21 protein-coding genes are annotated in these 24,415 nt (G+C 65.6%); 6 read left to right on the plus strand and 15 right to left on the minus strand.

Annotation, left to right across the window (positions count from 1 at the left end; translation table 11 throughout):
- Positions 1-15 precede the first annotated feature (15 nt).
- The 5 genes from ACNA0R_RS16600 to ACNA0R_RS16620 are packed head-to-tail and all read right to left on the minus strand — an operon-like array spanning position 16 to position 4,992.
- A complete protein-coding gene (locus tag ACNA0R_RS16600) occupies positions 16-816 on the minus strand; it encodes an SDR family NAD(P)-dependent oxidoreductase (protein WP_415827141.1) in 801 nt (266 codons plus the stop codon).
- Entirely contained in the window at positions 813-1,562 is a 750-nt protein-coding gene (locus tag ACNA0R_RS16605) for an SDR family oxidoreductase (protein WP_415827142.1), read from the minus strand. Before ACNA0R_RS16605 ends, ACNA0R_RS16600 begins: the two co-directional genes overlap by 4 nt.
- Before the next feature lie 6 nt (positions 1,563-1,568).
- Positions 1,569-2,411, minus strand: a complete 843-nt coding sequence (locus ACNA0R_RS16610; RefSeq protein ID WP_415827143.1) for a citryl-CoA lyase — start codon at positions 2,409-2,411, stop codon at positions 1,569-1,571.
- Positions 2,408-3,928, minus strand: coding sequence for a class I adenylate-forming enzyme family protein (locus tag ACNA0R_RS16615; protein WP_415827144.1), 1,521 nt, complete (start codon positions 3,926-3,928; stop codon positions 2,408-2,410). The genes ACNA0R_RS16610 and ACNA0R_RS16615 overlap by 4 nt, the downstream gene beginning before the upstream one ends.
- 50 nt (positions 3,929-3,978) lie before the next feature.
- Positions 3,979-4,992: a Bug family tripartite tricarboxylate transporter substrate binding protein gene (locus ACNA0R_RS16620; RefSeq protein ID WP_415827145.1), complete on the minus strand. Its 1,014-nt coding sequence runs from the start codon at positions 4,990-4,992 to the stop codon at positions 3,979-3,981.
- A gap of 104 nt (positions 4,993-5,096) precedes the next feature.
- Here ACNA0R_RS16620 and ACNA0R_RS16625 point away from each other — a divergent pair, with 104 nt between their 5' ends.
- The gene (locus tag ACNA0R_RS16625) at positions 5,097-5,900 is read left to right on the plus strand and encodes an IclR family transcriptional regulator (protein ID WP_415827146.1); all 804 of its coding nucleotides are present in this window, start codon (positions 5,097-5,099) and stop codon (positions 5,898-5,900) included.
- A gap of 258 nt (positions 5,901-6,158) precedes the next feature.
- Entirely contained in the window at positions 6,159-7,772 is a 1,614-nt protein-coding gene (locus ACNA0R_RS16630) for a Fic family protein (protein ID WP_415827147.1), read from the plus strand.
- A gap of 117 nt (positions 7,773-7,889) precedes the next feature.
- Here the strand turns inward: ACNA0R_RS16630 and ACNA0R_RS16635 are convergent, their stop codons facing one another.
- The 4 genes from ACNA0R_RS16635 to ACNA0R_RS16650 all read right to left on the minus strand — a co-directional run bounded on the left by ACNA0R_RS16635 (position 7,890) and on the right by ACNA0R_RS16650 (position 13,247).
- Positions 7,890-9,512, minus strand: a complete 1,623-nt coding sequence (locus tag ACNA0R_RS16635) for a methyl-accepting chemotaxis protein (protein ID WP_415827148.1) — start codon at positions 9,510-9,512, stop codon at positions 7,890-7,892.
- 114 nt (positions 9,513-9,626) lie between these two features.
- A complete protein-coding gene (locus ACNA0R_RS16640; protein WP_415827149.1) occupies positions 9,627-11,024 on the minus strand; it encodes a c-type cytochrome in 1,398 nt (465 codons plus the stop codon).
- A gap of 9 nt (positions 11,025-11,033) precedes the next feature.
- The gene (locus ACNA0R_RS16645) at positions 11,034-12,623 is read right to left on the minus strand and encodes a GMC family oxidoreductase (protein WP_415827150.1); all 1,590 of its coding nucleotides are present in this window, start codon (positions 12,621-12,623) and stop codon (positions 11,034-11,036) included.
- Between the two features lie 66 nt (positions 12,624-12,689).
- Entirely contained in the window at positions 12,690-13,247 is a 558-nt protein-coding gene (locus tag ACNA0R_RS16650; RefSeq protein WP_415827151.1) for a sugar dehydrogenase complex small subunit, read from the minus strand.
- A gap of 436 nt (positions 13,248-13,683) precedes the next feature.
- Here ACNA0R_RS16650 and ACNA0R_RS16655 point away from each other — a divergent pair, with 436 nt between their 5' ends.
- The 4 genes from ACNA0R_RS16655 to ACNA0R_RS16670 all read left to right on the plus strand — a co-directional run bounded on the left by ACNA0R_RS16655 (position 13,684) and on the right by ACNA0R_RS16670 (position 18,456).
- On the plus strand, positions 13,684-14,586 hold the full coding sequence (locus ACNA0R_RS16655) for a LysR family transcriptional regulator (RefSeq protein WP_415827152.1): 903 nt from the start codon (positions 13,684-13,686) through the stop codon (positions 14,584-14,586).
- A 128-nt stretch (positions 14,587-14,714) separates the two neighbouring features.
- Complete coding sequence (locus ACNA0R_RS16660; RefSeq protein WP_415827153.1) at positions 14,715-16,043, plus strand: arylsulfatase; 1,329 nt, start codon at positions 14,715-14,717, stop codon at positions 16,041-16,043.
- Between the two features lie 45 nt (positions 16,044-16,088).
- Positions 16,089-17,051, plus strand: a complete 963-nt coding sequence (locus ACNA0R_RS16665; RefSeq protein ID WP_415827154.1) for a Bug family tripartite tricarboxylate transporter substrate binding protein — start codon at positions 16,089-16,091, stop codon at positions 17,049-17,051.
- Between the two features lie 70 nt (positions 17,052-17,121).
- Positions 17,122-18,456, plus strand: a complete 1,335-nt coding sequence (locus ACNA0R_RS16670) for a sulfatase-like hydrolase/transferase (protein ID WP_415827155.1) — start codon at positions 17,122-17,124, stop codon at positions 18,454-18,456.
- Positions 18,457-18,561: 105 nt separating this feature from the next.
- Here ACNA0R_RS16670 and ACNA0R_RS16675 read toward each other — a convergent pair whose 3' ends face one another.
- Genes ACNA0R_RS16675 through ACNA0R_RS16700 form a run of 6 tightly spaced genes read right to left on the minus strand, consistent with a single transcriptional unit; the run spans position 18,562 to position 24,404 of the window.
- Positions 18,562-19,608: a tagatose 1,6-diphosphate aldolase gene (locus ACNA0R_RS16675; RefSeq protein WP_415827156.1), complete on the minus strand. Its 1,047-nt coding sequence runs from the start codon at positions 19,606-19,608 to the stop codon at positions 18,562-18,564.
- 2 nt (positions 19,609-19,610) lie between these two features.
- Positions 19,611-20,555, minus strand: coding sequence for a PfkB family carbohydrate kinase (locus ACNA0R_RS16680; protein ID WP_415827157.1), 945 nt, complete (start codon positions 20,553-20,555; stop codon positions 19,611-19,613).
- The gene (locus tag ACNA0R_RS16685; protein ID WP_415827158.1) at positions 20,552-21,646 is read right to left on the minus strand and encodes an ABC transporter ATP-binding protein; all 1,095 of its coding nucleotides are present in this window, start codon (positions 21,644-21,646) and stop codon (positions 20,552-20,554) included. Before ACNA0R_RS16685 ends, ACNA0R_RS16680 begins: the two co-directional genes overlap by 4 nt.
- Positions 21,647-21,653: 7 nt before the next feature.
- Positions 21,654-22,628, minus strand: coding sequence for an alcohol dehydrogenase catalytic domain-containing protein (locus ACNA0R_RS16690; RefSeq protein WP_415827159.1), 975 nt, complete (start codon positions 22,626-22,628; stop codon positions 21,654-21,656).
- Positions 22,629-22,637: 9 nt separating this feature from the next.
- Positions 22,638-23,450: a carbohydrate ABC transporter permease gene (locus tag ACNA0R_RS16695; RefSeq protein WP_415827160.1), complete on the minus strand. Its 813-nt coding sequence runs from the start codon at positions 23,448-23,450 to the stop codon at positions 22,638-22,640.
- A gap of 9 nt (positions 23,451-23,459) precedes the next feature.
- Positions 23,460-24,404, minus strand: coding sequence for a carbohydrate ABC transporter permease (locus tag ACNA0R_RS16700; RefSeq protein ID WP_415827161.1), 945 nt, complete (start codon positions 24,402-24,404; stop codon positions 23,460-23,462).
- Positions 24,405-24,415: the final 11 nt, after the last annotated feature.

Genomic DNA, 24,415 nt, shown 5'->3' on the forward strand with positions numbered 1-24,415 from the left:
CTGCGCTAGGCTTTTCTACGCATACTTGCCCACCAACCCGCCGTCCACCACCAGTTCCGTGCCGGTGATATAGGACGCTTCGTCCGAAGCCAGGAAGGCGACGGCGTTGGCGACTTCCCATGGGCTGCCCATGCGGCCCATGGGTACCTGGCGATCGCGGGCGCGGCTGGCGGCCTGGGCATCGGCCGGGTCGAACATGCGGCCCACCGTGTGACGCACGCGCGGCGTGTCGATCAGGCCGGGAATGACGGTATTGGCGCGGATGCCGTCGGCGGCATACTGCTGCGCCAGCATGCGGGCGAAATGGATGACGGCGGCCTTGGTCACGCTGTAGGCCAGGTGCGGATAGCCGGTGTAGCGAATGCCGGCGATGGAAGACACGGTGACAATGGCGCCGCCCCCCTGCTCCTTCATGATGGGCACCACCAGGCTGCTGGCGATCAGCAGGCTGGTCACGTTGACGCGCTGGATGCGCTCCCACTCCTCCACGCTGATGTCGCCCGGGCCGCCCACCTTGCCTATGCCGGCATTGGCCTGCAGGATGTCGATGCGGCCAAACTCCGCCATGGCGCTGGCCACGGCCTGGCGCATCGCCGCTTCGTCGCCGACGTCGGCGCACAGGGGCAAGGCGATGCCGCCGGCATGGGCCACTTCCTGCGCGGCATCCTCCGCCGCCGCCGCGTCGCGATCCAGCGCGATGATGCGGGCGCCCTGCCGCGCCAGGGTGACGCAACTGGCCTTGCCTATGCTCCAGCCCGGCCCGCTGGCCCCCGCGCCCGCCACCAGCGCCACCTTGCCCGCCAGGCGCGCCGTCATGCCGCCTGCCCCAGGCCGACCGTCATGCCGCCGCAGACATAAAGCACCTGCCCCGTGATGAAGCCGGCGCGGTCGTCCAGCAGCGAAGCCACCGCATGCGCGACATCCTCGGGTTGCCCCATGCGCCGCACCGGGATGTTGTCGATGATGCGCTGCGTGGCCGGCGCACCCGGCGGATTGACGCGCGTGAACAGCTCGGTGGCAATCGGTCCCGGACCGATGGCATTGACCGTCACGCCGTACGCTCCCGCCTCCAGCGCCCACGTGCGCGTCATCCCCAACAGCCCCGCCTTGGTCGCCGCGTAGACGCTACGCTCGGCCTTGCCCAGCGCGGCGCGGCTGGCGATATTCACCACCCGGCCGAAGCGCGCCGCCCGCATGCCGGGCAACAGCCCCTGCAGCAACAGCAGGGGCGCCTGCAGATTCAGGGCGCTGACCGCCGCCAGGTCTTCCGGCGTGGCGTCCTGCAAAGGCGCCGGCCGCACGATGCCGGCGTTATTCACCAGGCGCAACACCGGCGTCACCGCCACCAGCTCCGCCACGGCCTGGCGGGTCGCCGCCGCATCGCTCAGGTCGACCGCCACATGCGTCTCGCCCGGTAGCGTTTCCGCCGGCGCGCGCATATCGAAATTGATCACCCGCGCGCCTTCCGCCAACAGACGCCGCACCACCGCGCGCCCTATTCCCTGGCTGCCGCCCGTGACCAGGACGTCGCGCACCGTTTCCTTGCCTTGTTGCATCGCCATGCCCCGTCACTCCTTCGTCTGATGGGACTTGCCCTTGCCCACATAGGGAATGGCATCGTCGATGGTTTCCCAGATGAAACGGCCGGAAGGGCTTTCCTGCTCCTCGGCCACGTGCGCCACCAGGCCGGCGGCACGCGAGATCACGGCGAAACCGCGCATTAGCGCGGTGGGGATGCCCAGTTCGCCCAGCAAGGCCGCCACCGCGCCCGTGGCGTTGATGGTGATGTGGCGTCCCGCCACCTCGTCCACCGCGGCGGCCAGCGTGCGCAGGGCGCGCACCGAGGTGCCCGTCAGTTCCGGCTCCGCTTCTGCCAGGTCCAGCAGCTTGATCGCGCGCGGATCATCGGGCTTGTGCAGATGATGGCCGAAGCCCGGCATGGCACGCTTCTCCGCGCGGTGGGCCCGGGCAATGTCCAGTGCCTCGGCGCGCGGATCGGCGGCATCCTTGATGCGGTCCAGCAGGCGCGAGCAGTTCTCCATGGTGCCGACGAAGGAACTGCCCACGGCCATCAGGCCGGCCGCCACTGCCCCCTGCAGGTTCTCCGGCGCGCTCATATAGATCAGCCGCGTGGCGATGGCGCTGGGGGTCAGGCCATGCTCCATCAAGGTCACCAGCACCGCATCGACGATGCGCAGGTCGACCGGACGCGCCTTGCGTCCCGTGATCTGCATGAACAGCACCTCGGTGAACGTGGTCTTGCCGATCAGATCCTCGACCAGGTCGGCGTCGCGATAGGACATGCCGGTGAGATGATGCGCGCACAGGCGGGTGACGGGGCCGGTGCCCTTGCCGCGGTCCGTGCCGTTCGTGCGATTCGCTGGATTCGTGCCGTTCGATGAGCCAGTCATGCGATCTCCTTGAGAGCGGCGTCGCGCACCGCGTTCTTGAGCACCTTGCCCACCGACGATCGGGGCAGGCTCTCGTAGATATGAATCTGCTTGGGGGTATGGACCGGTCCCAGCAGGCCGCGCACATGCAGCTTGAGCGCTTCGGCATCGATGACGGCGCCGGCGCGCGGTTGCACGGCGGCATGCACTGCTTCGCCCCATTTGTCGTCGGGCACGCCGAACACCGAGCATTCGTGCACGTCGGGGTGCGAGATCAAGGCGTTCTCCACGTCGACCGGATACACGTTGAAGCCGCCCGTGATGACGACGTCGCGCAGACGATCCTTGAGGAACAGGTAGCCGCGTTCATCCACCAGGCCGGTATCGCCGGTGCGCAGCCAGCCGTCGACCAGGGTCTCGGCGGTTTTCTCCGGCAGGCGCCAATAGCCCTTCATGACCAGATCGCCGCGCACGGCTACCTCGCCGATCTCGCCCGTGGCGACGGGCTGGCCATCCGGCCCCAGGATCGCCAGGTCCGACAGCCATGTGACGCGGCCGACCGAACCCAGGTTGGCGGCGTCCTCGAAATCGGCCGGGCGCATCAGGGTGACGATCTGCGGCGCCTCGGTCTGGCCGTAGGTGGTGCCGAGCACGGGGCCGAAGAATGCGCGCGCCTGCTCGAACTTGCCCACGGGCATGGGGGCGCCGCCGTAGATGAGGTTGCGCAATTGCGGGAAGTCGGCGCGCGACACGCCGTCTTGCGCCATGATCATGTAGATCAGGGTGGGCGGCATGAAGCTGAGCGTGCCGCCGCGTTCGCGGAAGGCGGCGGTGATGGTGGCGGGGCTGGCCGCGTCGACCAGCAGCAAGGCGCCGCCCTGGGCCAGCACCGGCAGCAGGTAGGTGCCCGTCCCATGGGTGATGGGCGCGGCCACCACGTAGCGGTCCTGCGGACCCAGGCCCCAGCCGTTGATCTGGTTGATGATGCCGGCGTTCCACGCACGCGCCGGCTGCATCACGCCCTTGGGCAGGCCGGTGGTGCCGCCGGTGAACTTGATGGCTTGCACCGCGTCGCGATCCATGGGATAGATGAGAGGTGACGCGCCGGCATGACGGGCCAGCAAGGCGGACAGTGCATGTTCGGCCGAGTGGGCGCCGGCTGCCCCATCCAGCCGGATGCGGTGCGCGGTGATCGACGTGCCCACCAGGGGCGCGCCGACGGCATCGAGCGCGATGATGGACGGTTCCGTTGCCTCCAGGATGCGGCCGATCTCGGTGGGGGTGCTGCGGTAGTTCAGGGGCACCCAGATCTTGCCCGCGGCCAGCGTGGCCAGCAGCGCCAGGATATGTTCGGCCGTATTACCGGCGCAGATGGCGACGCGGGTCTGCGGTGCGGGATCGAAGGCCTGCATCGCCGCGGCCAGGGCACGCACACGATCCGCCAGGTCGGCGTACGAGATGCTCCCGTCCGGACCATCCAGCGCCATATTGCCAGGATAGCGCTGCGCCGCGCGGAAAAAGAAATCGATGGGGTACACCGGAAACTCCTTGAATACAGGTGGCAACAACACGTGCGACCGATGCCCGATCACTCAGCCTTCAAATTCGCCGTCTTCACAACCTTGGCCCACTTCGCCGTCTCCGCGGCGACAAACGCGCCAAACGCCTTGGGCGAGTTGTCCTCGGGCGGCAGCACGAACCCGCTCTTGGCGTACACCGCCCGCAGGTCGGCATCCTTCAAGGCCGTGTTCAACGCCGTATTCAGCCGCTCGATCACGGCCGGCGGCGTGCCGGCCGGCGCCATCAACCCGAACCACGACTCCACCGAAAAGCCGGGCAATCCCGACTCCGCCAACGTCGGCACATCCGGCGCGAAAGGGACGCGCTGTTGCGAAGTCACCCCCAGCGCGCGCAGCTTCCCGGCCCGCACATGAGGCAAGGAAGACGGCATGTTGTCGAACATCGAATCGACCTGCCCGCCCAGCAGGTCCGCCACCGCCGGACCGCTACCGCGATACGGCACGTGCAGGATGTCGGTGCCGGTCTCCATCTTGAATAGCTCGCAGGAAAGATGGATGGACGACCCGCTGCCCGACGACGCGCAGGTCAGCTTGCCCGGATGGGCCTTGGCGTAGGCGATGTATTCCTTGACGGTATTGATCGGCACCTTGGGATTGACCACCAGGATGTTGGGCACGGAGGCCATCATGCCCACAGGCGCGAAGTCCTTGTTCACGTCGTAATTGAGCTTGCTGTACAGCGTCATGTTGATCGTGTTGGCGATCGAACCGACATAGAGCGTGTAGCCGTCCGGCGCGGCGCGCGTCACGGTTTCCGCGCCGATATTGCTGTTGGCGCCGGTGCGGTTTTCCACCACGAAGGTCTGCCCCAATTCCTGCGTCAGGGACTTGGCCAGCAGGCGCGCCACGATGTCGGTGGCACCGCCGGCGGCATAGCCGACGATCATGGTCACGGGATGACTGGGGTATTTGGACGGGGTTTGCGTCTGGGCCTGGGCATGGGCCACCGTGGCAAAGCCCAGGCTCATCGCGCCACCCAGCACGGCGGCCGTCAGCGCACGCGCGCAGCGTGTAAGTATCATTTTTCCTGTCTCCGTATGTTTGTCTAAATTTTGGACAAATCTGTGTTTGCTTGGGCTTATGATGCTTCCATGCAGGAAGCACGCAAAGGCCGTTTGTCCAAATAATGAACAAGACATCCACCGAAGGAACGCCGCCGCGGGGCCGCCGCCAGCGCGGGACCCCCACCCTCCCCGACCGCGACGGCGGGCCGCGCACCTTGCGACGTGGCCTGCATATCCTGGGTGCGTTGCGGCGCGCGGGCAACACCGGCCTGCACGTGACCGAAATCGCCGCGCAAACCGGCATGCAACGCTCGACCGTGTATCGCTTTCTCGACGTTCTGGTGGACGAAGGCTATGCCCTGCGCGATGGCGACAAACCGCGTTATCGCGTGCTGCAGACCGACGCCGACAGTGGCGATCCGCATGAACAGGCGATACGGCGCTGGCGCCCCGCGATGCGCCGCATCAGCGACGCCATCGGCGACTCGGCCTTCCTCATCTGCCGCGCGGGCGACGACTCACTGTGCCTGCATCGTGAGTTGGGCAATTATCCGGTGCAGGTGCTGACCGTCACCGTGGGGCATCGCCAGCCTTTGGGCGTGGGCGCCGCGGGCCTGGCCCTGCTGGCCGCGCTGCCTCCTGCCGAAGCCGCCGCCGTGATCGCTCGCAACGAAACAGCCCTGCGCGGCTACGGCGGTCTGACGGCAGCGCATATCCGTCGCCTGGTGGAGAGCACGCGCGACCGTGGCTGGTCGGTCATCGGCAACACCGCGGTGCCAGGCGCGCTCGGCGTAGGAATGGCCTGGTGCGATGCGGAAGGCTATCCCCGGCTGGCGATCAGCGTATCCACCCTGATCGATCGCATGCCCGCCGCGCGCCAGCGCACCATCGCCGAAGTCCTGCGCGCCGAACTGGCGCAGCGTTAGCCAGGGGCGGCACCGCGGAAACCGGGGGCGCTTGGCGGCCGGTTGGGGATGTGCGTGTGCAGGTGTCCAGCTTCGATGCGACTGTGCACAACCGCCCTTGCGCATGCTCTGCTGGTCCTCCAGCCGATCCCAGGCGGCCCGCAACGGAGTGAAGCGGGTCGCTGACGCTGGGCTCTGAGCCGAAAGTAATAAAAAAAAAGGGAAAACCGGCGTTTTTAACTATAATTTCAGCGGTTTAATCATTTTTGAGCAAGACTCATGGCCTCTTCCGCGCCCAAACGTTGGATCGGCTACCGGCGGCTCGCCGAGCTGAGCGGGATCGATCCCGTTCAGCCCTTCCCCATCACCAGTTGCCTGGGGCCGTCCCGCCGGACGGATCGGGTGGATGGCTATGTTATCGAAACCTACCCCGCGCCCCTGGATCCTGGGGAAGATTTGCGGGAGAACCTCCAGTTTGCCCTCAAACACGAGGGCGTGCATCTCGAATTCCTGGCCCGGTTCTATACAACCCAGAATCCGGGATTCCTGGAACAGTGGATTCAAGATACGCCGACCAGCTTCTATGCCCGCCAAGCCGGGTTCCTATATGAGTGGCTGACTGGGCGAATGCTGACCTTCGGCGGCGTGCAGACGGGTAATTATCAGTGGGCGCTCGATCCGCGGCAGTATGTGACGGCGACGGCCTCCGCGAACAACCGGCGCTGGCGGTTGCGGGACAATCTGCCCGGCACGCCGGCCTATTGCCCTATCGTTCGACGCACCACGCAGGTCAACACCGGTGCCCAGTATCGCTGTGCGCAGACATTGCAGAAGTTGGATGTCGAATTCGGCGAGGACCTGCTGCTGCGCAGCGCCGTCTGGCTGACAATCAAGGAGAGCAAGCAAAGCTTCGTCATCGAGCGCGAGGGTGATCAGGAGGATCGGATTCGACGGTTCGCCGCGGTGATGGAGCGCCGTTGCGGCCAGGGCGCAGTTCCGCTCGATGGCGAGTCGCTGGCCACACTGCAGGCTGAGATCCTTGGGGCCCGGACCCTGGGGCCGGCGGGCCTGCGCCGTTCCCCTGTTTTTGTCGGGGAAGAACGCTGGACGCCTGTCGTGCACTACATCGCGCCGCACTGGGACCAAGTGCCGGGATTGCTGAATGGCCTGCAGGCGTTTGTCGATCGGACCGCTCCAGTGTTGGGTACTTCCGGCGGCCACGATCCGGACAATGCGCCACTTGCCCTGCACTTTGTACGCGCGGCGGTGGTGTCGTTCGGCTTCGTCTATATACACCCGTTGGCTGACGGCAATGGTCGCGTGTCACGCTTTCTGATCAACGATATGCTGCGGCGTGACGGCGCCGTACCTGCACCCTTCATCTTGCCGGTGTCGGCCACGATTACCCAGTCGCATGCGCGGCGCTATCAATATGATGAAGTGCTCGAGGTGCTATCGCGGCCGCTCATGCAGCGCGCGCAGGGCAACTATGCGTTCGGAAAAACAGTGGTCGCCGAAGATGGCCGTGAGACCAACTTCGAATTTTCCGGATACGACATGCTGCTGCCGGCATGGCAATACCCGGATCTCACGCGCCACGTCGAGTATGTCTTCGACATCGTCAAGCAAACCCTTGAGGAACAAATGCGCGAGGAAGCGCAGTTGCTGCGAACCTGGCACCGAATCCGCGAGCAGATCAAGGAAGTCGTCGAGGGGCCCGATATGGAAATCGACCGCATTATCCGCTCTGTACGGGATACCGGTGGGCAGATATCAGGCAAGTTGAAGAAGCAATTCCCGGTGTTAGAAGACCCGGCGATCGGCGGACAGATCAGCGCGATTGTGCTGGGGGCATTGAATCTCGCCGAAGATCGTGAAGAACCATCGCGATAGCGTGCAGCCTCCTAAGCTCTGTCCAGGATAAGAGCGTCGCGGCTCAAGCCCCACGATGGTCTTAAAGACGGCGGGCCGCGCACGCGCTGGCGCCCCGCCGCCCCGCAGCGCAGTTGCTCAGGCCGTCGCCCCCAACAATACATGCGACGTGCCGCCGAGCCGACCGGCGTCCGCATCGATCACATCCGATGACGACAACTTGAATTTCGCCACGGCCGCCTTCAATCCCGCGGCCTGGCTTTCCAGCGATGCCGTCGCCGCCGCGGCTTCTTCGACCAGCGCGGCGTTCTGTTGGGTGACTTCGTCCATCTGATTGATCGCGCGGTTCACCTGCTCGATGCCGTCGGCCTGCTCCGACGACGCCGCGGCGATTTCGCCCATGATGTCGGTCACGCGTCCCACGGCCACCACGATCTCCTGCATGGTGGCGCCTGCCCGCTCGACCTGCTCCGAGCCTATGCCGACCTTATTGACGGAGTCTTCGATCAATTGCTTGATCTCCTTGGCGGCCTGGGCGCTGCGTTGCGCCAGCGCGCGGACCTCGGACGCGACCACGGCGAATCCCTTGCCCTGCTCCCCGGCCCGCGCGGCTTCCACCGCGGCGTTCAGGGCCAGGATGTTGGTCTGGAAGGCAATGCCGTCGATGACGCTGACGATGTCCGCGATCTTCGTAGACCGCACGGAAATCTCGCGCATGGTGCCGACCACCTCCTCCACCACCACGCCGCCGCGGCGCGCCACGTCCATGCTGCTGGTGGACAGCTGGTTGGCCTGCTTTGCGTTGTCCGCGTTCTGCTTGACGGTCGAAGCCAGTTCTTCCATGCTGGAAGCCGTTTCCTCCAGCGACGCCGCCTGTTCCTCGGTGCGGCTGCTCAGATCGGTGTTGCCGGCCGCAATCTCGCGCGCCCCCGAATCCATCTGCTCGACACCCTGACGCACCTGCTTGATCAGGTCGGCCAGGCTCTGCTGCAGGCTTTGCAGCCCACCCAGCATCTCGCCCATTTCGTCGCGCGACTTGATCACGATACGGGTGGTCAGATCGCCGACGGCCATGGCGCGGAAGGCGCGCAGGGCCTGTTCGATGGGCGCGACGATGGCCTGGCGCAGCGAACGCCAGACCAGCAGCGACATCACCACGACCAGGAACAGGCTGGCGCATGTGACGGCCACGAAGGTCTTGAAGACGCCGACCGAGGTGTTGTAAAGCGACTCGGCGCGCCGGGCCTGGTACTTCTGCAAGGCGGCCGAGGCTTCGCTGGCGCCGTTGAAGAGGTCCCGCATATTGCCGAACGCGGCGGTGACACCCGCCGCGTTGCGGGCGTTGTGTGCCTCCACGATGGCTTGATAGCCCTTGCTCGTGAAAGCCGCGCGCTTGGCGGTAAGGTCGCGCGCCAGCCGCACTTCCTCGGGATCGTCGCTATCGACCAGTTTCAGGTAATCCGCCCAGGCGCTTTCCGACTGCTTGAACAAGCCCAGGGAGCGCTTGGCCTGTTCATCCGCGCCGGGGTTGTCCGGCATCAGGCCCAGGCGATAGATCGCCAGGAAGCCGCGCGCATTGTAGATGTCGGCCTGCGAAATCGCGATGGCCGAGGCGAGTTCACGCTTGTACATCGTCTGCTGCGTGTCGTTGCCGTAATCGAAACCCCATATACCCATGCCGCCGCCCACGATCAGGAGCAGTGCCAGGAAACTGATGACGAGTGCGATACGAGCCTTGATGGAGAGATCGATTCTTTTCATGATGGCATCTTCCAGAAATGGCGAATGCCGCAACCCGGGGACGGGCAGCGGCGCTTCATGCTTTCAACAGCAGAATTGCGCGCCGGCTTGAGGGACTTGGTGGAAAGCATAGGTTCAGAACGCGGCCTTGCGACGCCGCCGGGCCAGCAGCAAACCCAGCAGCAGCAACAGCACGGCGACCGCCACGCCCAGGCCGATACGCGCCTCGCTGACGATCGGCCCCGGCTGGGACGGCGCGCGCAGGGCCTTGACTTGCTCCGCGGTCACCGCGGGGGCATCCGGGTTGCCGAAGGTCGTGCGCACATAGGTCGCGAGCAGGGCGACGTCCTGGTCGCTCAGTTCATGCGCGAAGGCCGGCATGCGGCGGGCGGAGTCGCCACTGGAGCGATACACCCCTTCCAGGATGGCCATCACGAGATTGCTGGGATCGTCGCGGCCCACGGCCGACACATGCAGCAGCGACGGCGGACCGCCCTGCTCCGCGCCGGTGCCGCTGGCCTGGTGGCAGGACGCGCAATTGCCGCTATACAAGGTCGCGCCCGTCGTCTGGCCCATGGACGCGCCGCGTATCGTGGCCTCGTCCTTTGCCGGCGCGCCATAGGCATAAGCCGGCTTGCCCGCCGCGCCCGTGGCCACCGGCGGCGCGGATTTGACGTACACGGCAATCGCGTTCAGGTCCGCATCGGACAGCTTGCTCAGGCTGTGGTCGATGGCCTCGGCCATCGGACCCGCGACCAGCGCATGGCCCGGCGCGCGGCCGGTTTTCAGGTAGGCAACCAGGTCTTCCTGGCTCCAGCCGCCGATGCCGTGTACGGGATCGCTGCTGATGTTGGGCGCATACCATTTGCCCAGCGAACCGCCGCCGAACGCACGGCTGTCGTCTTCCGCCATCAGGGCGTTGCGCGGGGTGTGGCAGGTGGCGCAATGCGCCAGCGCTTCCGTCAGATAGGCGCCGCGCAGCCATTGCTCGCTTTTGCCCGCCGTCGGTTCGAAACGCTTGTCGCTGTTGAACAGCAGGTTCCAAGGCTTCATCGACGTCCGGATGTCGAAAGGAAACGGCAGTTTGGTTTGCGGAACGGCCGCGTCGACCGGCGCCACGCCCTTCATGAAGAAGGTGTACAGCGCGTGCACGTCCTCATCGCTGATCTTGGTGTACGACGTGTACGGCATGGCCGGGTACAGGTTGGCGCCATCGGCGCGCACGCCGGCGCGCAAGGCACGGGCAAACTGTTCCTCGGTGTAGTTGCCGATGCCGGAGGTCTTGGACGGCGTGATGTTGGTCGACCAGATGGTGCCGACCGGCGACGCGATGGGATTGCCGCCGGCATAGGCCTTCCCGCCCGCGGCCGTATGGCAGGCGACGCAATCGGCCGCGGTGGCCAGATAGGCGCCACGCTGCACGAGCGTGGCTTCGTCCGGGGCAGCGGCGAAAACAGCCGGAGCCGCGCTCGCCAGCACCAACGCGAAGGCCGCGCCGACAGCGCGGCGCAGCGATGGATAAACCGTGGTCATGGCGTTTCCTCAGATCGAATGCAGGACGGCATCGGCGGTGCGCAAGGCCAGCGCCGCCGCGGTCAGCGTGGGATTGACCGTGCCCGTGGTCGTCATGACATTGGGTCCGACGATGTACAGATTGGGATGATCGTGGGCACGGCCCTGCGCATCCACCACGGACGTCTTCGGATCGGCCCCCATGATGGTGGTGCCCTGCGTATGCGGATGCACCCAGGTCAAGGGCGCGTACTCGGTGGCGCCGAACAGCTCGGCCACCCGCTTGTAAACGCGCTTCGTGTCCTCGAAACCGGCCAGGAAGTACGCGTTGTCCCGGTTGAAATGCACCACCGGCGTGGGCAGGCCCAGCGCGTCCTTGCGGGTGGTGCTCAGGGTGACGCGGTTCGATGGTTCGCCGGGGTATTCGTGCTGGGTGCTCAATTCCATGATGCGCGCCGCCTGGTCCCGGATCATCTCGTCCAGGCGCGGGCCGATGATGCCTTTCTTCAGCAGGTTCGTCGTGATCATCTGGTTGGGCGAATTGTTCACCACCACATGCTTGCTGCCGGCCCGTTCGCGGCGGAAATCGCCGTCACGCGCGGTGAAGAAGGTCTGGGGATGCACGGGGCCGCGTCCCGGCCATAGGGCTTCGCTGGTCAGGAAATACTGGTGGGATTCCGGCTGGCAGGACAGGTTGCGGCCGACCATGTCCGAGCTGTTGGCGATGCCGGACAGCAGCAGCAGGCGCGGGGTTTCGATGGAATAGGCGGCGAGCACGAAGGCGCGGGCCGTGAGCCGGTGGTCCGTGCCGTCCGGCGATTTGTAGCGCACCGCCACGATCTTGCCGGCGCCGTCGGCTTCCACCTGATAGACCACGGCATCGCTCAACAGCTTCACGCCGACCTCTTCCGACTTGTAGGCATGCACCGACCCGTTGTACAGCGCGCCGATCGGACATACCGGCGTGCACGAGTTGTTGCCCTGGCAGGTTGGCCGGTCGTCGTAGGGACGCGAATTGCGCGCCGTGGGTTCGTTGACGACACGGAATCCCGCCGCGGACAGGATCTCGTCCGCGCGCGCCTGCATGTACGGCAGCGGCTGGGCCTTCATGGGATACGGCGTCGAACGCGGCGGATAGGTGCCGGCACGGCCGGTGGCGCTCTGGTCGGCATCGTCCGGGCCCGACACGCCCATCTCGACTTCGGCCTGCGCGTAGTACGGCTCCAGGTCGTCATAGCTGATCGGCCAGTCGCGGCTGACGCCGTACAGCGATTGCATCTTGAAGTCGTTGGGCAGGAAGCGGTAGCAGGCGCCGGCCCAGTGCCAGGTGGTGCCGCCGACCAGGCGCAGATAGCTGGGATTGTTCTTGGTCGTGCCTGTTTCTTCCAGATAGCCTTTGGTGTCCGACTTGGGAGCGTGCGTCGTATCCGGATAAGGCCCGTTGGGATTGCCCTTGACGGGCGTATTGCGGAACTTCTCGACGATTTTCCAGCGCGGCACGCGCGGCCCCGCTTCCAGCAGGATCACGCTCTTGCCGGCCTTGCCGAGACGATGCGCGGCCAGGCTGCCGCACACACCGGAGCCGACGACGATGACGTCGGCGTCAAATTCTGTAGACATGAAAACTCTCGTGGAAATCCCGTCTTCGGCCAGGCCGTGGCCTGCCCGCTTGAAGCGGGAGTGGAATCAGGCGGCGGAAACGGTTGGCTTCGGCACCCAATAGCCGTAGCCGCCCAGTTGGTAGCTCGGGATCGTCGTGATGCCGGCGGTGGGCCGGTACATCAGCGCCTCGCGATAGGCGACCAATTGCGTGCCGGGACCGTTGCCCACGCGGCCCAGGTACCAGGCGCTGACGATCGCCACGGCCGTCGCGCGCAGCGCGGCGTCCTGTCCGACGGGCGAGGTGTCGAACGCGGCCATGGTGGGCAACGTACCGGCCTGGCGCGCCGCCTCGCATGCCGCGGCCAGCGCGGCGTAGCGTTGTTCGAAGTCTTTCTCGCCGGCGATGAGCGCCTGCAAGGTGCGGCGTGCGATGACGGGATCGAGGTCGCTCTTGCCGGTCAGGAAGCTCGACAGATCGAGAAAGCGCTTGCTGGCTTCGGCGGCCGGCGCGTCTGCCCAGGCAGCGGTCGACCACGTCGTCGCCGCGACGGTCGCCACTGACGCCAGCGCGGCGACCAGCAGATCCCGGCGGGCATAGCTGGCCGGCGCCTGCGAGGCGCGAGATGGGACTGTTTTGCTCATGTGCGTGATACTGGTGAGATGAGGCCTTGAATCGATGGCGAACTCGTCTCCCGCCCGGCTCCAGATGTTCCCCGGCCTTCTGACGTGACCGATGCTCCACGATGTGGATTGTATGAATTCGCAACAAATCCAAAACGATGAAGAACGGCAGATCAGCACTGTTCTTCGGAACTAAAGTCGGTTGTCAGCAAAATGTCAGATAAAGCCGCAGGTTCCCTTTATTCGGGCCGGCGCCACCGTCCGCCACAATCTCCGCATTTGCCCGTCTGCCGCGTCTTACGCCATTACCGGATGCGCCGGGTTCCCGCTTTTCCCTGCGCGGGCACACTGTGTTTGGCGGGCGTGGAGACGATATATTCGGGCGTTTCCGTACCGGAACAGCCCTCGCCCCAACGACCAGGGGCGAACCGGGCTTGGCCATGCAAAGAATCCCCTGATGTATATATCGCCCACCGATCTCGATTATTTCTTGGCAGTCGTGCGCCATGGACATTTTGGCCGGGCCGCGTTGGAGCAAGGCGTTACCCAGCCTGCCATAACCAAGGCATTGCGGCGCCTGGAGAACACCGTCGGCGTCGCCCTCTTCGAACGAGGCGCCCACGGCGCCCGCCTGACCAGCGAAGGCCACATCTTCCACGAGCATGCGCGGCGCGTGAGCATGCAGCATGCGGAGCTGGCCAGGCTCGCGGCGGATTTGCGGGCGAACCACAGCGGACTATTGCGTATCGGCCTGACCAACCCGGCTGGCGACAGCAATACCGTGCGCGCCCTGGCCGAATTGATCCGCAATCGTCCAGGGCTGCGCATCAAGTTGACGATAGGAAAGTCGGACTCGCTCAACGCAGCCGTGGAGGCGGGCGAACTGGATATGGCGGTGGTTCCCTGCCCCCAGGGAACGACATTCAGCTGCGAGCAGGAAACGCTGGGGCAGGATGCGGTGGTGGTCGCGGCTCGCGCCGGCCATCCGATATTCCGCGCCACGCCCATCTCGCTCGCCGCGACCGGCGCCTATGCCTGGGTCATGCCCAGCCGGGATAGCGGCGCGCGCAAAGCGGTCGCGCAATTATTCGAGGCAGCGGGCCTTGCCGAGCCCACAGTCGCCCTGGAGGCCGAATATGTCTCGGAAACCGCGCTGGGCATGGTCGCCGCCACCGACCTGCTGGCGGTGGCGCCGCTGGTGAACCTCAGATCGTGGGCCGCCGTGGTCACGACGGTCCCCCTGCCCGGCTTTCCGCTGACCCGGCGATTGGTGCTATTGAGCAGGCGCGGCGGCCACTATTCCGCCCTGATGGCCTCACTGCGTGACCATCTGCTGCTTGCCTACAAGACCCCGGCCTAGCGCCGGCAGCTTCGTGGGATTTACCCTAACCATTCCCGGCGGGAATCGAATCCGGCACGCACAGGAATGATGGACCGATCCTGAACTCATATATTCCGGGGTATTCAGAGAAAACCGCGGGGATTATTTTGGCAGCGCCGAATATCGTGTTGATCGTGGCCGACAACCTCGGCTGGGGCGAATTGGGATGCTACGGCGGCGGGGCCCTGCGCGGCGCGCCGACGCCGCGCATCGACGCATTGGCCCGGCAAGGCCTGCTGCTGCAGAACTTCAACGTCGAAAGCGATTGCGTGCCGACCCGGTCGGCCCTGATGACGGGGCGCCACCCCATCCGGACGGGAAGCCTTCAAAGCGTGCCGCCCGGCCTGCCGCAAGGCCTGACACGCTGGGAAATCACGCTGCCGCAGCTGCTGAAGAAGCAGGGCTACGCCACCGCGCACTACGGCAAATGGCATCTTGGCGATATACCTGGACGCTATCCGTCGGATCGCGGCTTCGATGAATGGTATGGCATACCGCGCACGACCGATGAAAGCCAATTCACCTCGACGGTCGGGTTCGACCCCGAAGTGGCCGACATTCCATACATCATGGCCGGGAAGGCGGGAAAGCCATCGGAAAAGATCAAGGTCTACGACCTGGAGTCCCGGCGAGGCATCGACGCCGATCTGGTCGAGCGCGCTACGCGGTTTATGAAGGACAACCGCGATCAGCGCATCCCGTTCTTTCTTTACCTTCCCCTGGTCCACCTGCATTTCCCCACCCTTCCCCATCCTGACTTCGCCGGCAGGTCGGGCAACGGCGACTTTGCCGATTCGATGATGGAAATGGATCACCGCGTCGGCCAGATCGTCGACGCGGTGGATGAACTGGGCGTCGCGGAAGATACGCTGTTCATTTTCTGCAGCGATAACGGCCCCGAATTCCGGGCCCCCTATCGCGGTACCGCGGGACCCTGGCGCGGGACGTACCACACGGCCATGGAAGGCAGCCTGCGCGTGCCCTTTATCGCCCGCTGGCCCGGCAGGATCAGGCCTGGCCGGACCAGCAATCAGATTTTCCACGTGACGGATATCTTCACCACCCTGGCGCGGGTCGCCGGCGCCGAGATCCCGGCCGACCGCCCCATCGACGGTGTCGATCAGTTGCCTTTCCTGACGAGCCTGGACGACAGCCCCAAATCAGCCCGCGAGGGCTTCCCGTTCTATATCAAGCAGGAGCTGCGCGCCGTCAAATGGCGCGACTGGAAACTCCATTTCTATTGGGAACCCGAGGTGAACGAAGGCAAGGGCAAACTGGAGTCGCCTTACCTGTTCAATATCACCCGCGACCCCAAGGAAGAAACCGATGTGCTTGTCTTCAATACCTGGGTAATGGGACCTATCCTGAAACTCGTCAAGGCATTCAATGACAGCGTGAAGGCCTTTCCGAATACGCCGCCCGGGCAGGAGGACTGAGCCATGCGCCAACACCACCATCAAAAATACGCTCTGGGGCCCGCGTTGAAGACTTCCAAGATACTCGCCACTGCCTGCCTGGCGGTGGCCATGGCGACGGCCGCGGCGGCGGCGCAAGCCGAGCCGGCGTGGCCGGACGAAAAGCCCATTACCTGGGTCGTGGGTTTCAGCGCCGGCGGGTCCGTCGACGTCATTACCCGCGCGATCGCCCAACAGGTCGGCGCTACGCTGAAGCAGAACATCGTCGTCGAAAACAAGGCCGGCGCCGCGGGAGCGATCGCGCTCGCCTCGGTGGCCAGGGCCAAGCCCGACGGCTACACCCTGATCACGGTTCCCGGCCCCATCCTGCGTGAGGATGACGGCCTGGAGATCGGCGAAAAGCTCGTCGGCGTGGCGACGCTCGCCGAAGGCGCGGTCGTCATGGTGGGGAGCAAGAACGGCCCCGCCGACTTCAAGCAGCTGCGGGCCGCCATCGAAAAGGCCCCCGCGAGTTTCAACTATGCAAGCTCGGGAGTGGGTACCGGCCAGCACATCGCCGGCGCGATGTTCAACCTGGCGCTGCACGCGCAGATGGTGCATGTGCCCTACAAGGGCGGCACCCAGGCCCTGGCCAACGTGATGGGTGGGCAGGTAAACCTGGGATTCCTTGGCGTATCCACGGTTCTTCCGCAGGTTCGCGATGGCAAGCTGATTGCCTACGCCGTCACTTCGCCCTATCGGGTCGCCTCCCTCCCGGACGTGCCGACTTTCCAGGAGGCCGGCATCACCGATTTCCAGCTGACCCAGTGGTACGTCGCGGCGATGCCGAACGGCACGCCCGAAGCGGTCATGGAAAAATTTCGGCGCGCGGTCGCCGACGCGCTGCGCGCGCCGCAGATACTGGAATTGCTCAAGGCGAGCGGACTGGATGCGCCCGGCAAGGATGCCCAGGATCCCACCGCGTTTGCCCGCGCCAGCATCGAACAATCCCGCATGATCGCCAAAAAGGCGAACATCGTCCTGCAGTAGCCTGGCACACCCTCGCACACGCGCGGCGGCCCGTCGAACTCCGAGGGACCGACCATGATCCATGACGAAGATGAACCGACCCAGACGTCCCAACTTCATATTCATCCTGGCCGATGACCTGGGCTATGCCGACCTCGGCTGCACCGGGGCCATGGATGAGCGGAACAGGCCGGCGGATATTTCGCCGAACCTGGACCGGCTCGCGGCCGGCGGCGTGCGCTTCACGCGCGGCTATTCCAATTCCGCCGTCTGCTCCCCCACCCGTTTCGCCCTGATTACCGGCAGATGGCAGTACCGCTTGCGCGGCGGCGCCGAAGAACCCCTGCCCACGGTCATGCGTGACGACAAGGTCCTGGGGCTTGCGCCGGAGCACCCGACGCTGCCTTCCCTGTTGAGGGCGGCCGGGTATGACACGGCATTGATAGGCAAGTGGCATCTGGGGCCCGCGCCCCGTTTCGGTCCGACGAAATCCGGCTACGACTATTTCTTCGGCTTCCATGCCGGCGGCTCCGATTACTTCGCGCATTGCGATCCGCGCGGCAAGCCGGACCTGTGGGAGAACGACCAGGCGATCGAGCGCCAGGGCTACCTTACCGATCTATTGAGCCAGCGTGCCTGCGACTACATTTCGGCCGCGGATGATACGCGGCCGTTCCTGCTCAGCCTGCACTACAGCGCGCCGCACTGGCCGTGGCTGACGCGCGAGGACGCCGACGAATCGCGGCGCATCGCCGGCATAGGCAAACACCTGGACGGCGGTTCGATACGCACGTACCAGCGCATGATCCATCACATGGACGAAGGCGTGGGCTGGATCGTGTCCGCCTTGGAAAAGAAAGGCATTCTCGAAGACACCTTCATCGTTTTCACCAGCGATAACGGCGGAGAGCGCTTTTCCAACAACTGGCCCTTCGTCGGCCAGAAGATGGATCTGCTCGAAGGCGGCATACGCGTGCCGGTAGTGGCGAGCTGGCCGAACGGCCTTCCGGGTGAGGTGCTTAGCGGCCTTCCGCACATGACCATGGACTGGACCGCAACCTTCCTCGACGCCGCCGGCGTGAGCGCGGCGCCAGGGTACCCGCTCGATGGCATATCGCTGCTGCCCATGCTGCGCGGCGAGGCGCCCATCGCCGAGCGCGATCTTTGCTGGCGTATGAAACATCGTGATCAGCGGGCGCTGATCCGCGGGGATTGGAAGTACCTGCAGGTCGAAGGGATACCTTACCTTTTCGATCTCTCCAAGGACGAACGGGAACGGGCGAATCTGCGCGACCGAGAGCCCGGCAAGCTGGCGGAATTGATGGAGGCCTGGCGCGCGTGGGACGCCAGCCTGCCACCCATCCCCGAAGATGCGCAGGCGCACCTGGTCTTCGACAAACGGCAGTTGCCGCAGGCGACGTTCTGATCGCTGGTTCGCCGCCTGCGCAAGCCGTGGGCACGGCGTGGCGCGGAGTGCCCACGGGCGAGGTGCCAGCGCCCACCGCGCCCCCATCGCGTCACGCGCGGCGGTTCAGGCGTAGGCCGCGCAGAACTGCCCTTCCCTGCCCATCTCTTCCAGCGCGCCATAGCCCGGCACCCAGGGTTTGCCGCTGGCTGAGGTCAAGGCGCCGAGACGGCGCAGGGTATCTCGGCCCTGCTCCCGCAACACGGACGCGCACCGCGCCACATCCGGATAATTGCGCAGCGCTTGTCCCCAGATCGCCCGGCCCGCCAGGAAACCATTGGCGCCGGCCGCGTATGCATACTCCATGACGCGCAGGAATTGCTCGCCGGTTACGCCGGCGGACAGCATGACCCAGGGGATCCCGGCCTGCGCGCACACCTGCCCCATGCGGTCGAACCATGCCTGGGCGGCCCGATGCGCGTCGCCGCCGTCGCGGACCGGCAGCGACGCGCCCGGCAAGGGGCTTTCCAGCTTGAAAAGATCCACGCCATAGCGCGGGTGTGCGAATTCGCGCACGCTGTCGATGACCAGTTCCGGCAGCTTTTCCGGCGACTCCACGTAATCGGTGGTATGGCCGGCCGACCGCGCAAAGGGGTACACCAGCAATTCCAGCACCAGCGGGATATCCCACTTGCGGCACTCCCGGCCGATGGCTTCGACGTAGCGCTGTTGATGCTGCCGGACTTCGGGCTCGGCATCCGGTCGATACCACGCCAGTACTTTCACGCCATCGCCGCCCACCCGCTTGATCTTCTCCACGCTCCAATCGCGGATGGAATGCGACCGGCGTCCGCCCGGCGTATCTTCGAAGCGATGATCTTCCAGCGTCACCACCAGGCCGGTTCGGGCCGGCAGCCGTTGCAGCCCTGCCGGAAAGGCATAGTTGGGATCGAACAGCATCGCGCTCGCATGCCCGCCGAGGGCGTCCACCAGCAGGCGCTTCACCTCCAGGACGTCGGCGTAGGCGACCGCGTCGGGCGCCACGCCGCGCTTTTCGGCAATGAGGTTGATGATGGGCGGGCGCTGGTCCAGCGCCACCATGGCGAAGTGGCCCTGGTCGGTCGCCATGCGGCGCAGGCCCCAGGTCTTGCCCAGGCGCAATTCGGCAGGCATGTCTACTCCTCGGATCGATGTAGGAAAGTCCAGGCGGTTTGCAGATCGGGCGCGCCCGACCTGCCCCCGCGATGCAGGCATTTGCAGGCAGCGGCCGCCGCCGAGAATCGGAACGCGTCCTCCATGGGCCAGCGCAGCGCCAGTCCATATGCGAGCGCGCCATGGAACACGTCGCCCGCGCCCGTCGTATCCACGGGACGCACCTTGCGGGCCGGCATGTGGCGTGTCCCTTCCCCGGCGTCCCATGCCATGCCGCGCGCGCCCAAGGTGACCGCCGCCACGCGGCAACCACGGCGGCGTGCATAGGCCAGCCGCGCGCCGACGTCGTCCATGCCGGCCGCATATCCGGCCAGCCCCGGCTCGGAAAATACCGCGAAGTCGGTCAAGGGCAGCAGGCGGTCGAATATCGCGGCATCGGCGACGTCGCCATCGAGCACGCTGGGCACGCCCAGCTCGCGCGCCCGCGCGAACAGCGCGCATGCGCCGTCGGGCCAGCGCGGATCGGCCAGTACCGCGTCGCTGCCCGCGACATGCCGCAGGGGCAGCCACGCGGCATCGTCGGGCAGGCCTTCGCCGCGAAAATTGACGATCGTGCGTTCGCCCTCGGCGTCCACCAGGATCCCCGACACCGACGATCGCGCATGTTCAAACAAGCGGAAATCGCTGACGTCCACACCCAGATCCGCCAGTTCCTGGCGCATGGCGCGACCCGCGAGATCGTCGCCGGCCCTTCCCCAGAAACGGACGCTTGCGCCGAGCCGCGCGGCGGCGACGGCCGCGTTGGCGGCCATGCCGCCGCCGCCTTCGTGGTGTTCGCCGGCGCGGGCCTTGCCGCCGGGCAGCAGCCGGTCCACTACCCAGGTCAGATCGAATGCGGAAAGCCCCAGGCAGATCAGGGATGGCGCGCGGATGGCGCCGATATCCGACGGCATCGCCTCCGCTTTCATTGCACGGTCTCCACCGGACGGGCGTTGCGCCCTTCGGGGCCATGGAAGAAGTGGGCGCATTCGGGACGGAAACCCAGGCTCAGCATATCGCCCGGCCGCACGCGGATCTGGGGATCGGCGCGAACCACGTGGCGCGCATCGCAGCTATCGAAATGCACCAGCGTGTCGGCACCCAGGGGCTCCACCACGCAGGCTCGCGCTTTCAGGGGGCCCTGGCCGTCGGGCAGGATGCGAAGGTGCTCCGGACGCACGCCAAGCACGGCCTCGCGGACCGCCTGGCGCTGCAGCGGGTGCAGTACCTCGCCGGGCAGCGGCAGTAGCGTGCCATCGGCCAGCCGCACGCCGTGTCCATCGACGGCGGCCTTGAAGAAGTTCATGCAAGGAGAACCGATGAAACCGGCGACGAATTGATTGACCGGGTTGGCGTACACGTGTTCCGGCGCTCCCACCTGCTGCACGACGCCTCCCTTCAGCACGACAATGCGGTCAGCCATCGTCATGGCTTCGACCTGGTCATGCGTGACGAAGATCATGGTCGTCTGCAATGCCTGCGAAAGCGCCTTGATTTCGGTGCGGACTTCGCCGCGCAACTTCGCATCCAGGTTGGACAGCGGTTCGTCGAACAGGAATACCTTGGGATTGCGCACCATGGCGCGGCCCATGGCGACGCGCTGGCGCTGGCCGCCGGACAGCGCGCGCGGCTTGCGGTCCAGGTATTCCTCGATCCGCAGCATGGCGGCGGCCCGCTGGACGCGGCGGTCGATCTCGTCGCGCGCCATGCGGCGCATTTCCAGGCTGAACGCCATGTTCTGGCGCACGGTCATATGGGGATACAGGGCATAGTCCTGGAACACCATGCTGATGTCGCGCTGGGCCGGCGTGACGTCGTTGACGCAGCGGTCATCGATGTAGACCTCGCCCTCGTCGACGGTTTCCAGGCCGGCGATGATGCGCAGCAGCGTCGATTTCCCGCATCCGGATGGACCGACGAACACCAGGAACTCGCGGTCCCGCACCTCCAGGTCCAATTTGGGAATGACGGTGTGTCCGGCGAACTTCTTTACCAGGCGCTGAAGCCGTATCGATGCCATGTCTGCCTCATGCGAAGGACAACAGGGGTTTCACCAGTTCGCCCGCGACGAAACGGCCGAACATCTCCGGCAGCCGGTCCAGGCCGAACTGCGCGTCGACCAGGCGCCGGTAGCGCGACTTCTCCTTGCGCAGCAATTCCACGTTCAGCGCGAAATCGGCGATCGGGAAATAGAAGGTCCGCACCATGTAGAAATCCTTGCGGCGGATGGCCTTGTTTTCCTGCACCGGCCATGGCTGGTCGTTTTCGCCGATCAGGATGAGTACGCCGCGCGGCGCGACGATTTCCATGCCGCGGCTGCGGGCGGCGTGAGCGCCGCTGCATTCCACGATCAACTTGAAACGCCGCGTGTCGTCGTCCACCGCGCAGCGGCGCGCGCCGAAGGATGCGGCCAGCCGCAGCCGTTCCTCCTTCGGGTCGGATACGTAGACCTCCTCATAGCCCATGTTCTGCAGCGCGACCAATGCGCCCATGCCGACGGGACCGGCGCCGGTAATCAGCACCGGCCCGGCGTCCGAAGGCGGCACCAGGGGACGAACGAAGCGTATGCCATGCGCGGCCGTGCCTATGGTGTCCAGCAACAGCGGCGCGACGTCGTCCTCGATGTCGTCGGGCACGGGAAGCAGGCAGCGCTCGGGCACGGCCAGGTATTCCGCGTACCCGCCGGGCCGGTTCCAGCCGACCAGCACGGACTCGTTCAGGCACATTTGCGTGTCGCCGCGCATGCAGCTTTCGCAATGGCCGCAGTGCACCGGGATGTACACCAGGCAGCGCCTGCCGTGCATCGGATGCCCGGGTTGCTGGACCACGCCGAATATTTCGTGTCCCGGCGTGTAGTTGGCGCCTTTGATCCACAGTTTGGTGTCGGATCCGCACAGCGCCGTGCGCGCCACTTTCAGCAGTACTTCGCCCGAGGCGGCGACGGGGGCTTGCACGTCTTCGATCGTGACCCGCTTGTCGCCATGGAATACGGCAGCTTTCATCAACGACTCCTATCCCTTTACAGCACCCAGCGCCAGCCCGCCGACCAGGCGGCGCTGCACGGCGAACGCCAGCAGCAACGGCGGCAAGGCGATCAGCGTGGCGGCCGCCATCAGCCCGCCCCAGTTGGTCGAACCTTCACCGACGAAATTGAATGAGGCGGCAATAAGCGTCTTGGTGTCCCCATCGGAAAGCACCAGCGCGAAGAGGAAGTAATTCCACGAGAACACAAAGGCCAGGATCGCGGCGACGATCAGGCCCGGCATGACCAGCGGCAAGGCAATGCGCCACAGGATGCGGAATACCCCGCAACCGTCGACCTGGGCGCTTTCCAGCACGCTGCGCGGGATGGCATCGAAAAAAGGCAGCAGCACCCATATCACGATGGGCATGGTGATCACCGCATGCGTCAGGATCAGCGCGGTGTACGAACCGATCAGGTCGAAATGGCGGAACATGACGTACCAGGGCAGGAGGAACAGCGTGCCCGGCGCCATCCTGGCCATCAGCGTGACGGTGGCCGGCCAGGTGATGCGCGTCCAGGACACGGCGTAGGCGGCCGGCACGCCCAGCAGGATGCCGATCAGCGTCGAACCGGCCGTCACCACCACGCTGTTCCAGGTGTACGCCAGAAATGGCGTGGTTTCGAACAGCTGCCGATAGTTGTCCAGCGTCGGCGCGAAGCGCAGCGCGGGCGGATATGCGATCACGTCGTTCGGCCCCTTGAACGAGGCCATGACCATCCAGGCGACCGGCGCCAGGATGATGACGGCCACCAGGGCCAGTTGCAGCGCATTGAGCCTGTTCAGCATGCGTTCGGACATCGGCCTCTCCTACCAGGCGGCGCGCTTCCTGGCGCGCACCAGAACGATGACGGCCATGAGCACGATGGTGGACAGGGTCACCATCAGCGCGCTGGCATATCCCATCTCGAAGAATTCGAAGCCCTTGCGAAAGCCGTAGATGTTCAGCGTGTTGGACGCATTGCCGGGGCCGCCCTGCGTCGTGATGTAGATGATGTCGAAGAAACGCAGCAGGTCCACGCTGCGCAGGATCGCCGCGGTCACCAGCGTCGGGGCAAGCAGCGGCAGCGTGATGCGAAAGAATATGCGCAGCCGCGACGCGCCGTCGATCTGCGCCGCCTCGTACACATTGGGCGGCAGCGACTGCAGGCCGCCCAGGACGATAAGGGCCACGTAAGGCGTCCATTGCCACGTATCGAGCAAGGCAATGGTCGGGATGACCCAGGTGGGCGACGCCAGCCATTCCGAGGGCGGCAGCCCGGCCTGCTGCAGCAGCCAGTTGGCCACGCCGATGGCCGGGTCGAGTATGACGACGAACATCATGCCGACCACCACCGGCGGCAGGACGAACGGCGAGATCAGCAGCGTGCGCATCGATCCGGACAGGCGGCGGGAGCCATGCAGCAGCATCGCCATGTAGGTGCCCAGCACCAGTTGAAGCGCCAGCGACAAGGCGTATAGCGCCAGCGTGATCTTCAGCCCATGCCAGAACTCCCCGTCCCGTACCATGCGCACATAGTTCAGGCCGCCGTTGAAATGCATGGCGCCGCCCAGCGAAAACTCGTTCAGGCTGAGCCAGATCGTATAGCCGAAGGGAAAGGCGATCAGCAGTACCGTGAAGCACAGCGCCGGTGCCGACATGGCGGCCAGTTTGCCGGAGGTGCCGAACGCGCGCGATCGGATTTTCGTCGCGCGCGACGCCATGGAACCGCGGCGTGCCTGCAGGCCCTGATAGTTGCTCGTATGCGCGCTCATCTGTGCCGCTC

The sequence above is a fragment of the Bordetella sputigena genome (assembly GCF_965137885.1).
Classification (GTDB): domain Bacteria; phylum Pseudomonadota; class Gammaproteobacteria; order Burkholderiales; family Burkholderiaceae_B; genus Bordetella_C; species Bordetella_C sputigena.